This is a genomic window from Lacinutrix sp. YIN62, assembly GCF_057219185.1.
In genome coordinates this window covers 82,518-96,011 of record NZ_JBXVVH010000007.1, presented here as the reverse complement: position 1 = coordinate 96,011, position 13,494 = coordinate 82,518, and the positions used below count along the sequence as shown (strand labels likewise).

Below are 13,494 nucleotides of genomic sequence, written 5' to 3'. Positions count from 1 at the left end.
TTTTTTATAACCCCACGGATAAGTTAAACATAAATCTTTTAGAAGATGGAAACGGAGTGACCTCAACTCCAGTAGAAATCCCACCAGAACCAAAATTAGATACCTCAGGATCGTAACTATTATAATCAAAGATATTGATCAAGTTTGTTCCTGAAAATCCAAGCCTCACACTATCCAGATGTCCTCCCAAGATATTTTTTAAAGTTTCGTCTGAAAAATTATAATACAAACCAACTTCTCGCAATCTTAAATAAGAAGCATCTTCAACAAAAGGCGCTGCAGAAACACCTAATTGACTTAATCTATAATCCCCATTCCCTAAAACACCATCAGGATCAAGATCTACGGTATCGTAATCATGACTCGTACCATTTAAATCGGTTAAAAGAGGTGTAAGGTTGATATTATCTCCTCCTTTTTTCCAATGAAATAAAAATGAAAAATCGAAATTTTTAAAAGTCAACGAATTCTGAAATGACATTTGAAAATCGGCTTCAGCATTACCGTGTACTACAACACCGTCTGGACTAATACCTACAATTTGCGTTGCACTCTTCCCTTCTTCAATTCTGAAAGTCCCTAGTGTTGCACCAAAAGCACCGGTGTTAAAAGCAGGAACGTTAAGTTTTGTTATCTCAGATTCATTTTTAAAAAATGACAGGTTACTATTCCAAGTAAAATTTTCAGTCTCGAAAGGCACAGCATTCAATGCGATTTCTACCCCTTTATTTTCTAAATTTCCTACATTCACAACCTTATTCACAAATCCTGACGATGGCTCTATGGAGGATTGAATAATTAAATCATCAACTTTCTTACTGTAATAAGTAAATTCTAAGCCTATTCTATTATTTAAAGCCCTCACGTCGAAACCTAATTCTAATTCCTTTTGTCTTTCCGGCTCTATTTCAGTATTTCCTAATTGACCAACCAAAGTGATCCCGCTCAAACCATCAATCGTTGTATTTGTAAATATTGTTTTATTAGCTCCAAAAAACGGAAAATTACCAGCTTCACCATAAGCAACTCTAAGTTTTAATTGGTTAATCTTTTCCGACTCAAAAAATCCAATTTTATTCACATTTAATGCTAATGATGCTTTTGGATAATAGAAAAACTCATTTACATCTACATTGTTTGTAGATTTATCTCCTCTAACCCCTGCTGTAGCAATCAACATATCCTTATAATTAAACTCCTCTTGTACAAAAAACCCCATATCATGTTGTTCTAATCTATTCTGCACAGTATTTCTATTTGCTGCTAAATTTAAATTAGTTTGACCTGAAACCAGACCTGTAGCCGTTGTTAAAATACCATCCCTATCAAAGTTTTCTTTTGTTACTCCCAATTGAGTTCTAAAATTAAGATCATTATCCGTTTCATAATTATGCACTAAAAAAGCAGAATAATTAGTATTAAAAACCGTTGTTGACCCTTGAGCAGAGACACCACCTACACCGCCATTATCTGGGTTTTGAAATTGCAACTCTTTAGGAAAAATAGCTCTTGTTTTAAAAATATAAGTATCCAAACCTCCTTTAACAAGCAATTTTAGATCTGATTTATCACCTCTATATAAATTAATATCTAGACTTCCACCTGTAATAAAACGAGAGTTTTCCTCATTATTAGTAACAAGATCTCTAGTTTGCAACACATTAGATGCTCCAGAGGGGCTATCTGGATACACCCCATTCGCATCAGGAAATAAATAATCCCATGGTCTTGTTGCTGTTAAGGCAACCCCTATGGTTGTCCCTGTATTATCATTATTAAAAAAGCCTCTATCTGAAGACGAACGAATATAGTTACTATTAATGTCTAATTTAATGTTATCAGTAATTCGTTGTCCCAAATTCAAACGTATAGACGTTTTCTCATAGCCTGTTCGCTTTACAATACCCTCTTCGTCCAAATGCGATATTCCAGCATAAAACGTTGTTGTTTCACCACCACCACTAGCACTAATATTAGTGGTATTAATAAACCCTTTCTCTCCAAAAAGTTCATCTTCATAATTTGTATAAGTGCCATTTTCCACAGCATTATTAAACAAAGCTACCTGAGCATTAGCTTGATCCATAGATTGTTGATCCAAAACAGGGTCTGCATTAGGCACATAATACTGATTGTATACACGGTCTTCAGTCCAGTCTCTTAAACCTTGTAAATTTATTGCCTTAGCAAAACCTACCGATTGAGAAAAATTAACCTTCGTTTCTCCTGCTTTTCCTCTTTTAGTTGTAATAATCACCACACCGGCTGATGCTCGAGATCCATAAATTGCAGCTGCAGATGCTCCTTTAAGAATTTCTATATTTTCAATATCATCAGGGTTTATATCCGCAATTCTATTGGTAGGGTTATCTTGATTTGATGCACTGCCGCCAGCTGCTGCACCAGAGACCGTATTTAAACCTGCAGAAATTGAAGAATTGTCAATATAAACACCATCAACAATATACAACGGTTGGGAATTACCTGCAATAGAAGTGATCCCTCTTAGTTTTATAGATAACCCGCCTCCTGGTGCTCCAGAATTTGCACTAACTATGGCTCCTGTAAATTTACCATAAAGCGCTCCATCTAACGTTGAAGGTGGTGTCGTGCCTGTTAACTCTGTTGCAGAAATACTTGAAACGGAATTGGCTGCATTTCCTCTTTTAATTGATGTTGCTAAACCTGTAACAACAATTTCATCCAGAGATGTTGTCGATTCTAGCAACACTACATTTACAGTCGAAGCTTCATTAACGACTATTTCTTGTGATTCGTAACCTAAAGAAGAAAATTGTAAAGTTACTGGGTAATCCAAGATGCTAAGCAAATAATTTCCATCAAAATCTGATGTGGTTCCTATAGAGGTTCCTTTAATAATAACATTAGCACCTGGTAAAGGCGTGTTAGTTGTCCCCTCTGTTACAACCCCGGTAACCTGTTGAGAAACAGCTACAAAAGGGGCTAATAACAATGAGAACAAAAACATTTTTAAAGACAATGCTTTGTTCATAATTTTTAGTTTTTATTTATTAATCCCTTAAATATCTTAAATTTTTAGTTAAAAATTATTAAAAAATCGAATTATAAGCAAACAAATACATTTAAAACCTAAAAACATTTAAACTAAAAACTAGCATATCTAAACAACTTTAGAAATAACCTAATATGCTATTTTAAAACATAATATCTTAGTAAATTTGCATCTTTAAAATTACACTATGTACAGAAGTCATAATTGTGGTGAATTAAACGCATCACATATAAATACAGAAGTTACACTTTCAGGGTGGGTTCAAAAATCCCGAGACAAAGGTTTTATCATTTGGGTAGATTTACGCGATCGCTATGGCATAACCCAGCTTCTTTTCGATGAAGAACGTACTGCAAAGGATCTCTTGGAGCAAGCTCAAAAACTAGGTCGCGAATTTGTTATTCAAATTAAAGGAACGGTTATAGAACGCGCTTCAAAAAACCCAAACATCCCCACGGGAGAAATAGAGGTTCTTGTTTCTGAGTTAACCTTATTAAACGAAGCATTAACCCCTCCCTTTACTATTGAAGACGACACAGATGGCGGAGAAGATATTCGTATGAAATACCGCTATTTAGACATTCGCCGTAATCCGGTAAAGGAAAGTTTAATCTTTAGAGCTAAAGTAACTCAAGAAGTTAGAAACTACTTATCTAGCAATGATTTTATTGAAGTTGAAACGCCTTATTTAATAAAATCCACACCAGAAGGTGCTCGAGATTTCGTTGTTCCTTCTCGTATGAACGAAGGAGAATTTTACGCCCTTCCACAGTCTCCACAAACCTTTAAACAGCTACTTATGGTTGGAGGAATGGATAAGTATTTTCAAATCGTAAAATGCTTTAGAGATGAAGATCTTCGTGCCGACAGACAACCCGAATTTACTCAAATTGACTGTGAAATGGCATTTGTTGAACAAGAAGACATTCTAAACATTTTTGAAGGATTAACACGCCATTTATTAAAAGAAGTTAATGGTGTTGTTATTGAAAAATTCCCTAGAATGCTATATGATGATGCTATGCGTTTGTACGGAAATGACAAACCAGACATTAGATTTGGCATGGAATTTGGCGAGCTAAATGAAGCTACCCAGCATAAAGACTTTGGTGTTTTTAACAATGCTGAATTAGTTGTAGGAATTGCTGTTCCTGGAGGTAACACTTACACTAGAAAAGAAATAGACAAACTAATCTCTTGGGTAAAACGCCCACAGGTTGGTGCTTTAGGCATGGTTTATTCTCGTTGTAATGACGATGGTAGTTTTAAATCATCTGTAGATAAATTCTATGATCAAGAAGACTTAGCCAAATGGGCAGAAATCACTGGAGCTAAAGCCGGTGATCTAATCTGTATCCTATCTGGCGATAAAAACAAAGTTAGAGCACAATTAAGCGCTTTACGTATGGAACTTGCAGAACGCCTAGGCTTACGAGACCCTAAAGTATTTGCCCCGCTATGGGTTATAGACTTCCCGTTACTAGAATTAGATGAGGAAACGGGTCATTATCACGCTATGCATCACCCATTCACTTCTCCAAAACCAGGTCAAATAGAACACTTAGACACCAAACCAGGAGACGTAAAAGCCAATGCTTATGATTTGGTTTTAAACGGAAATGAGATTGGCGGAGGCTCGATTCGTATCCATGACAAAGCGACTCAATCCATTATGTTAAAACATTTAGGATTTTCTGAAGAAGAGGCTAAAGCGCAATTTGGATTTTTAATGGATGCTTTTGAATATGGTGCTCCTCCACATGGTGGATTAGCTTTTGGTTTAGACCGATTAGTTGCTATTTTAGGAGGGCAAGAAACCATTCGTGATTTCATTGCTTTCCCTAAAAACAATTCAGGTAGAGATGTAATGATAGATGCTCCTGCTCCTATAGACAAACAACAACTAGAAGACCTCCATTTAAAATTAGACATATAATAATAACATTAGTACCTATTAAACAACCGTTTATAGTATGTCATAAAAAAACCTGCAAAAAGCAGGTTTTTTTATTAGCTTTAGACAATGAAAGTAAAAAAAATAATAAAATTTACTATTTGGTTGCTTAGCATCTCACTATTAGTTTTAGGGGTTTTAATAGGATATTCATATTATCGTTTTTCCAAAATTTATAGTACAGAGAATAAACCTTATAAAAAATATATAGGTTATATCGACCAAAAAAAAGCCTTACTAAATGACACCTATAAATTATGCAATCAAGGTCAAATTTATCACACCTTTAGTAGCGCCTCTCTTAAAGCTTATTCAGGCTCTAAAAAGCAATTTAGAAAGGCTATTGCTTCAGAATACAACACCAATAATTACACCGACTCTGGTTATTTAAACTTTAGATTCCTAGTGAATTGTGAAGGAAATGCGGGTTGGTTTGAAATTATTGAAATGAATTTAGATTTACAGGAATCGCCTTTAGATACAAAAATGGTTGAAGAGCTTTACAAATTTACGATGCATCCTAAACATTGGAATATTATAACATATAATGAAGTCTCACAAAATTATTACATGTATGTCTCTTATAGAATTGAAAATGGAAAAGTTACAGAAATTATACCTTAGTCTATTCTGCTTATTACTGCTTTTTTCTTGTAAAAAAGACTCCCGAAATTTAAATGCCATTGAAAAAAGAGAGCTTGCAGAAGACACTTATAACGAAGCCATCCATTTCACTCAAGGCTCTACCCCTTTTCAGAATGGGATTGCAGAAGCAGTATCCATTGATTCGACCTTTGAACCGGCTGTTTATGAATTATCTGTAGCACACTTAAAAAGAGGAATGCCTCACAAATGGCTTCCGCAATACAACAAGTCCGTTAAACTAGACTCCATAACTAGAATCCCATGGCGAGGTTATTTATATCTTTGGTTTTATAGGGATTATAAAAAAGCTATTGAAGATTTTAACGCATCCGACTCATTAACGCCTAATTTTATAGATGCCCCACAAGGCCATAGTGTTGATTATTGGAGAGGTATCGCTTATTTAGGCTTAAAAGACTACAAAAACTCTAATGCCTATTTTGAAAAATACATCGCCAAAGAAATTAAAGATTTTGGCGAAGATTATATTGAGTTAACCGCTTTTTTATATAATGGCATCGCATATTATGAGTCAGGGGACACTATAAGAGCATTATACAACTTAAACAAACAATTAACACATTCTCGCAACCTAAGTGCGGATGCAAAATATTACAAAGCGTTAATTTTTAAATCGCAAAACAAATTAAAACAAGCAAGAGAAACAATCGTTTCTGCTATCGAAGATTTTGAACAAGGCTATAATAATAAAAGAGCATATGTAGAAACACTCCGTCAAATTTACCTTGAAGATTTAATTCATTTAAAAAAGAACCTTAAAGAGGAAAAGACAATTAACAACTAAATCTTTTCTAAATGGGGATTTTACAGTATTTTTAAATTGATGTCAGCAAAAATATCCTTAAAACGTTTTCTTATATGGAGATACAAACATATCTCTGAAAAAAACTTCACTTTTATACTAAGTGCTATGGTTGGCCTATTTGCTGGTTTAGCTGCAGTAACGCTAAAAAACATAACCTTTAGCATTGAAGCTTTATTACACAAAGGCATCGCTTTTTCAGAGAATCAATTGTATTTTATCTTGCCTTTTTTTGGCTTATTCCTTGTTTATCTGTTTACAAAATACATCTCTAAAAAAAAGATTGAACCCGCAATCCCGTCCATTCTGTTTTCCCTTTCCTTAAGAAGTGGCTTTTTACGACGCAGGAAAATATATTTCCCTTTAATTACTGCTCCCTTAACTGTTGGCTTCGGAGGTTCCGTTGGGCTATTAGGCCCTGCAATATCTTCTGGTGCAGCAATTAGCTCTAATTTAGGCAAGCTTTTTCATATTAACAGAAAAACAAGAACCTTACTAATAGGTTGTGCAGCTGCTGGCGCTATTTCGTCTATTTTTAAATCTCCAATTGCAGCCATTATTTTTGCTATTGAGGTATTTAGTCTAGACCTTACTTTTACCTCATTATTACCATTACTTATAGCCTCTGTATCCTCTGTAATAACATCTTATTTCTTTTTAGGAGACGATCTATTATTCAATTTTAATTTTTCAGATAAATTTGAAATTAAAGATACTTTTTTCTACATCCTTTTAGGAATCGGAACAGGGTTTGCGTCTATTTATTTTACAAAAATGTATTTTGCTATCCTTCAGTTTTTCAAGCGCTTCAAAACCCGCTTTCATAAACTTGTTGTTGGTGGGTTGCTTATTGGTATTATGCTATACTTTATCCCGCCTTTATATGGTGAGGGCTTTGGGTTTATAAACCATTTATTGGCAGGAGACCATTTAAAGGCACTAGGAACAACCCCTTTTGACGCTTTTAATGACAATATTTGGGTTATTATTATCCTTCTCTTTGGAATTACTATTTTTAAAGCAGTTGCAATGACTATTACTTTTGCTTCAGGAGGTGTGGGCGGCATCTTTATTCCTACAATGGTAATGGGAAGTGCTTTAGGTAATGTTGTTGCCAAGGTTATTAATAATATTGGCCTCGGCTTTCATGTTTCTGAGACTAATTTCACCCTTATTGGAATGGCAGGTTTAATAGCAGGTGTACTTCATGCTCCACTAACGGCCATTTTTTTAATTGCTGAAATTACAGGAGGTTACGAGCTATTCATTCCTTTAATGATTGCCGTAGGCATCTCTTTTAGTATCAAAAAAAGCACTATAGACCATACTATATACACGCGTGAGCTAGCAAAACGCGGACAACTTCTAACGCACAATAAAGACAAAAGCGTTTTAACCCTAATGTCCCTCGATAGCGTTATTGAAACCAACTTCATATGCTTATCTCCTACTATGACTCTCGGAGAAATGCTATATCAAGGTGTGGCTAAATCCACTAGAAACCTATTCCCTGTAGTTAATGAAAACCAGCAACTCGTAGGCATTATTCTATTAGACGATGTTCGTAATATAATGTTTGACCAATCACTATACGACACGACCTTAATACACAGTTTAATGCATAACCCTCCTAGTAGCATAGACCACTCAAAGGATTCAATGCAGATCGTTATGCAAAAATTTCAAGATTCTAGCGCCTGGAACCTTCCTGTAATAAAAGATGGAAAATACTTAGGGTTTGTTTCAAAATCTAAATTATTAACTGCTTATCGCAGACAATTAATTAACTTTACAAAACATTAATAGTAATACTAAAATGAAATATATTATTGGATTCTTTTTTATAGCCTCAGTTTCAAGTATTGCATTAGGCTATTTCTTAGATGTTGCCTTTTCGCAAAAGTTAATAGGCTTTGGAGTACTAGGGCTTTTTCTAATAACAATTCCTCTATTTTCTTATTATAGATGGAAAGATAGAGACCCTAAAGATTATATGCTTACCAAAGAAAACCTAGAAAAAATGCGAGAACGTGACGATCATAAACGTTCTTAATTTAAATTTCGCTTCTCAATAAAAAAGCGCTTCATTAACTTAGATGCTTCAGCTTCCATAACACCACCTTCAATTTTAGTTTTTGGGTGTAATTTTGTATTCAAATTAATACAACCACGACTTTCATCTCTAGCAGCATAGACTATTCTAGATATTTGACTCCAATATAAAGCCCCTGCACACATTTGGCATGGCTCTAGTGTAACAAACAATGTACACCCTTTAAGGTACTTCCCGCCTAGAAAATTTGCCGCTGCTGTAATAGCTTGCATTTCGGCATGTGCAGTAACATCATTTAATAATTCGGTTAAGTTGTGAGCTCTTGCAATTATCTTATTTTCTATAGCAATAATAGCTCCGACAGGTATCTCACCTTTTTCAAATGCTATTTCGGCCTCTTGAAATGCTTTCCGCATAAAATAAATATCGTCGTATGGTTCTATCATAGTTACAAAAATACAATTTCATTCAAAAACACTTACCTTTCTATAAAAAAGAACTACATAGTAAACATTTTATTTAAGACCTAACTCTATTAAAAACAAAAACAGGCTGCCCATCAGACAACCTGTTTTAATCTAATCTTTCAATAAACTAATTAGTATCTGCTACAGGGGTTTTAACTTCCCATTCACTAATACTAGTAATCGCATTATTGTTATAATCTATTTCTTTAAGAGTGGTATCATTCCAAAAAAACCACTTGCCGACTTTCTTACCATTATCATAATTTGCAGAAATTTGCTTTTTGCCTTCTGTGTTAAAACGAAACCATTCCCCTTGTAATTTACCATCTAAAGTATAAGCACCTTTTTGGCTTACCACTCCATTGTCATGATAATAAATAACTTCAATTAAATTAGTGTCTTTGTTAAGTTTTAAATCCCGCTTCTCTTGAGCATAAGATACCACAGCAATTAAAAAGGCAATTGAAAATAAAATTGTTTGCTTCATAATTATGGGTTTTTAATATTCATTATACATCAAATATAACTGTTTCGTAACATTTAAACAACTATTACGTAACATTAAATTAACATTGAAAAAATACCCTTTTCAATTATTTCATTTCAAAAGGCTTAATAATTACTTAATATTAGCGTTACAATTAGTTTAACTGCTTTGACCACCTTTGCAAAGTCTTAAGACAAAACAATTAGTACATCATATAATCTATTTAGTTTTTGTCGACTACTTATTATGATTTCTAATCAGGCTGCTTAGGGAGCTAGGCAGCCTTTTGTTTTTAATTTTATTAAAAAAATTAATCATTTAGAAACATTGAGTTAACATTAGAATTAGTTCTTTGCAGTGACAAAAAACTAAATAATTATAATGAAACTTAAAATTAGACTTACAAGTTTGCTTTTATGTGCATACTTTTTTACTTACGCTCAAGAAATTAGCGATACCAAATTTGGAAAAGGTATGATTAATTTCGTAGCCAAAGACAGTTCTTTTAGTGTTAAATTTGCCCCACGCTTTCAAGTACGCTCAATATCATCATGGGATCACAATGGAGATCAATACAATAGCCCAGAACACAACTTTATTGTTAGACGTGCACGTTTAAAATTTAGTGGTTTTGCATATACTCCTAAATTAAAGTATAAAATTGAGTTAGGTTTATCTAATAGAGATGTTTCAGGGGCCAACGAGTTTAATAGAGAGACCCCACGTATTATTCTGGATGCGGTTGCTAAGTGGAGTTTTGCTAAGAATTTTCAATTATGGGCTGGACAAACTAAATTACCAGGAAATGTAGAACGTGTTGTTTCTTCAGCTAATTTGCAATTAGTAGATCGCTCATTACTTAATAGTCGATTTAATATAGATCGTGATATAGGAGTACAATTACGCCACAACTCTAATCTTGGAAACGGATTTTTAATGCGAGAAAAAATAGCCATTTCTCAAGGAGAAGGCCGTAATGTTACCGAAGGAAACATAGGAGGCCTACAATACACTGCGCGCTTAGAACTTTTACCCCTTGGCGCATTCAAATCTAAAGGCGACTATATACAAGCCGATTTAAAACGCGAAGCGTCCCCTAAATTAATGCTCGGATTCACCTACAACTATAACCAAGATGCTGTTAGAGAAAGAAGTGGTTTAGGAGACTATATGTTTTTAAGCGATGGCACACTATTTGAGACCGATATTACAACAGTGTTTGTAGATGCTATGTTCAAATACAAAGGCTTCTCCTTTATGGGTGAATATGCAGACCGTAATGCCGAAACACCTGTTGCAATAGACACAGATGGTATTACACCAACAGGAGATGTAGTACTTGTAGGAAGCGCTACAAACCTACAAGCAGGGTATCTCTTTAAAACAGATTATGAGATTGTTGGTCGATTTACAACATTAACGTATGATGATGTAACGGAGAGTCTACCTCAAGAACAGTATACCCTAGGAGCTTCAAAATATATTGTTGGGCATAAATTAAAGGTACAAAGCGACCTAAGCTACACAACTGTAGATGGGAATGAAGATAATATAACCTTTAGAGTTGGATTCGATGTCCATTTCTAGTAAAAAGTTAACATTGAGATAACATACCCCTCAATAACACTAAAGATATTTGCAAACTTATTTTAATTAAAAATTATGGATAATATTTATTTGTTTATGTTAATTGCCATTACAATTTTAGCGATAGCTGATATTGTTGTTGGTGTTAGTAATGACGCAATTAATTTCTTAAACTCGGCCATTGGTTCAAAAGCCATTTCACTAAGAACGATTATGATTGTTGCCAGTTTAGGTATTTTTATTGGAGCTGTTTTCTCCAGTGGTATGATGGAAGTTGCCCGTAAAGGCATTTTTGTCCCTGCGATGTTTAATTTTCAAGAAATTATGTACATTTTTATGGCTGTAATGATTACAGATATTTTGTTATTAGATTTCTTCAACACATTAGGTTTACCAACATCTACTACTGTTTCTATTGTATTTAATTTATTAGGAGCAGCTGTTGTTATGTCTTTAATAAAAATTACTGCGTCAGATTCCCAAACGTTATCTGATTTAGGAAACTATATTAATACAGAAAAAGCAGTTACCATAATAAGTGGTATTGTAATGTCTGTATTTATAGCCTTTTCTGTTGGCGCCCTCGTACAATGGATCTCTCGTTTGGTTTTTACATTTCAATATGAAAATAAAATCAAGAATTTCGGGGCCATTTTTGGAGCCATTTGCTTAACAGCTATAACTTATTTTATATTTTTAAAAGGCTTAAAAGGCACACCTTATTACAAAGATCTTAAAGGCCTTGTTGAAGGGAATGAAATTTTCATCATTCTTGGGAGTTTCCTACTATGGTTAGGTGTTTCTTACGCCTTTCAATCCATAACAAAGAAAAGCATTTTACTAGTCGTGATTGCTGTAGGGACATTTGGTCTAGCATTAGCCTTTTCAGGAAATGACTTAGTAAATTTTATTGGCGTACCAATGGCCGCTTACCACTCGTATGAAGCAATGCAAGAGGCCTTTTTAACTTCTGGAACGCTACCTGCAGATTTTTCAATGGCTATTTTAGACAAGAAAGTTCCGGCAGAACCCTTACTATTATTTATCGCTGGTGCCATAATGGTCTTAACCTTATGGTTTTCTAAAAAAGCTAAGTCTGTAGCTGAAACAGAACTAAGCTTATCGCGTCAAGGAGATACACATGAAAAATTTGAACCTAATATATTATCAAGAGGCATTGTAAAAGGAGCGTCTTGGTTATCTAATGCAATTAGCTCAATTATACCCATTCCTGCTCAAGAACAAATTGCAAAAAGCTTTGAGAAGCCAGATGCTGTTGCCTTAACAAAAGACCAAAGTATAGATGCGCCTGCTTTTGATATGATTAGGGCCTCTGTAAACTTAATGGTTGCTGGTGTATTAATAGCCATAGCAACATCCTTAAAACTACCGCTATCTACAACTTATGTAACCTTTATGGTTGCTATGGGAACGTCCTTTGCAGATCGTGCTTGGGGTAGAGAAAGTGCCGTATACAGAGTTGCTGGGGTATTAAATGTTATCGGAGGCTGGTTCGGAACAGCATTAGGCGCATTTATTGCCGCTGGATTTGTAGTGTTTTTAGTTCAAGCAAATCCTACGGTTATGACGCCAATCCTATTATTATTAACTATAATTTTATTGGCTAGAAACTACTTATCACATAAAAAAAATGCAACTAAAGATATCGATGAAGATAGTTTAACAACCTCAGAAAGTAGTTCTGTACAAGGTGTTATTCACGAAAGTGCAAAAAACATTGCTAGTGTTGTAAAACGTGGAAATAGAATTTATACTAATGCGGTTAAAGGCTTAGCAAAACAAGACTTAATAGCACTTAAAAAGAACAAAAAACAAGTTGTTAAATTATCTGAAGAAGTAGACAACCTACGAGACAACATCTTCTATTTTATTAAAAACCTAGACGAATCTAGTTTAGGAGCTAGTAATTTTTATATAAATGTGTTAGGCTATCTACAAGATATGACGCAATCCTTAGAACACATTTCGAAAGCCAGTCACAAGCACATCAATAACAACCATAAAAAATTAAAATTTAGCCAAATAAAAGAGTTAAAAGAAGTTGATGATGTTTTAGAAGTTTTATTAAGCGATGTTAAGAGTGCTTTCGACTCTAGATCTTTTGACGAGATAGGAGCCATTTTAGGACGTAAAAAAGAAGTATTCGATTTAGTTACTTCTAAAATTGTTAAGCAAGTTGCACGTACAAGAACAGAAGAGTCTAGCCCAAAAAACACGACGCTTTATTTCGGGATATTATTAGAAACTAAAGATTTATTAACTGCGACAATGAATCTATTAGAAGAATATCACAATGCGCATGATAGGGATGTAACGCCTGCGACTCTAAAAAATGAAGAGTAACAGAACCCCCTCTAAATAAAAAAAAACGACTAAAAATATTTTTAGTCGTTTTTTTTTGAGTATAGGCCTCAAATAATATT

Annotated in this window: 10 protein-coding genes; 7 read left to right on the top strand and 3 right to left on the bottom strand. The window is 34.3% G+C overall.

All coding sequences use genetic code 11. The features are described 5' to 3' along the window. Positions 1 to 4 precede the first annotated feature (4 nt). On the bottom strand, positions 5 to 3,013 hold the full coding sequence (locus AC2D8I_RS06415) for a SusC/RagA family TonB-linked outer membrane protein (RefSeq protein ID WP_484705167.1): 3,009 nt from the start codon (positions 3,011 to 3,013) through the stop codon (positions 5 to 7). A 208-nt stretch (positions 3,014 to 3,221) separates the two neighbouring features. Between AC2D8I_RS06415 and aspS the strand changes: the two genes are divergently transcribed. From aspS to AC2D8I_RS06390, 5 genes are all read left to right on the top strand, one after another. Continuing rightward, complete coding sequence (gene aspS, locus AC2D8I_RS06410) at positions 3,222 to 4,970, top strand: aspartate--tRNA ligase (protein ID WP_484705166.1); 1,749 nt, start codon at positions 3,222 to 3,224, stop codon at positions 4,968 to 4,970. Positions 4,971 to 5,057: 87 nt separating this feature from the next. Next, entirely contained in the window at positions 5,058 to 5,612 is a 555-nt protein-coding gene (locus AC2D8I_RS06405) for a hypothetical protein (RefSeq protein ID WP_484705165.1), read from the top strand. Beyond that, positions 5,584 to 6,438 (top strand): tetratricopeptide repeat protein, encoded by an 855-nt coding sequence (locus AC2D8I_RS06400; RefSeq protein ID WP_484705164.1) that lies wholly within the window; start codon positions 5,584 to 5,586, stop codon positions 6,436 to 6,438. Before AC2D8I_RS06405 ends, AC2D8I_RS06400 begins: the two co-directional genes overlap by 29 nt. A gap of 39 nt (positions 6,439 to 6,477) precedes the next feature. Next, positions 6,478 to 8,259, top strand: coding sequence for a chloride channel protein (locus AC2D8I_RS06395; RefSeq protein ID WP_484705163.1), 1,782 nt, complete (start codon positions 6,478 to 6,480; stop codon positions 8,257 to 8,259). A 13-nt stretch (positions 8,260 to 8,272) separates the two neighbouring features. Continuing rightward, the gene (locus AC2D8I_RS06390) at positions 8,273 to 8,509 is read left to right on the top strand and encodes a hypothetical protein (protein WP_484705162.1); all 237 of its coding nucleotides are present in this window, start codon (positions 8,273 to 8,275) and stop codon (positions 8,507 to 8,509) included. Here AC2D8I_RS06390 and AC2D8I_RS06385 read toward each other — a convergent pair. Together AC2D8I_RS06385 and AC2D8I_RS06380 are read right to left on the bottom strand one after the other, a co-directional pair. Then, positions 8,506 to 8,955, bottom strand: coding sequence for a nucleoside deaminase (locus AC2D8I_RS06385; protein WP_484705161.1), 450 nt, complete (start codon positions 8,953 to 8,955; stop codon positions 8,506 to 8,508). The two genes, AC2D8I_RS06390 and AC2D8I_RS06385, sit on opposite strands and share 4 nt — an antisense overlap. A 148-nt stretch (positions 8,956 to 9,103) precedes the next feature. Next, a complete protein-coding gene (locus AC2D8I_RS06380) occupies positions 9,104 to 9,463 on the bottom strand; it encodes a toxin-antitoxin system YwqK family antitoxin (RefSeq protein ID WP_484705160.1) in 360 nt (119 codons plus the stop codon). A gap of 381 nt (positions 9,464 to 9,844) precedes the next feature. Here AC2D8I_RS06380 and AC2D8I_RS06375 point away from each other — a divergent pair, with 381 nt between their 5' ends. Further along, entirely contained in the window at positions 9,845 to 11,050 is a 1,206-nt protein-coding gene (locus AC2D8I_RS06375; RefSeq protein ID WP_484705159.1) for a porin, read from the top strand. A gap of 75 nt (positions 11,051 to 11,125) precedes the next feature. Continuing rightward, complete coding sequence (locus tag AC2D8I_RS06370) at positions 11,126 to 13,414, top strand: anion permease (RefSeq protein ID WP_484705158.1); 2,289 nt, start codon at positions 11,126 to 11,128, stop codon at positions 13,412 to 13,414. The last annotated feature ends 80 nt before the right edge of the window (positions 13,415 to 13,494 follow it).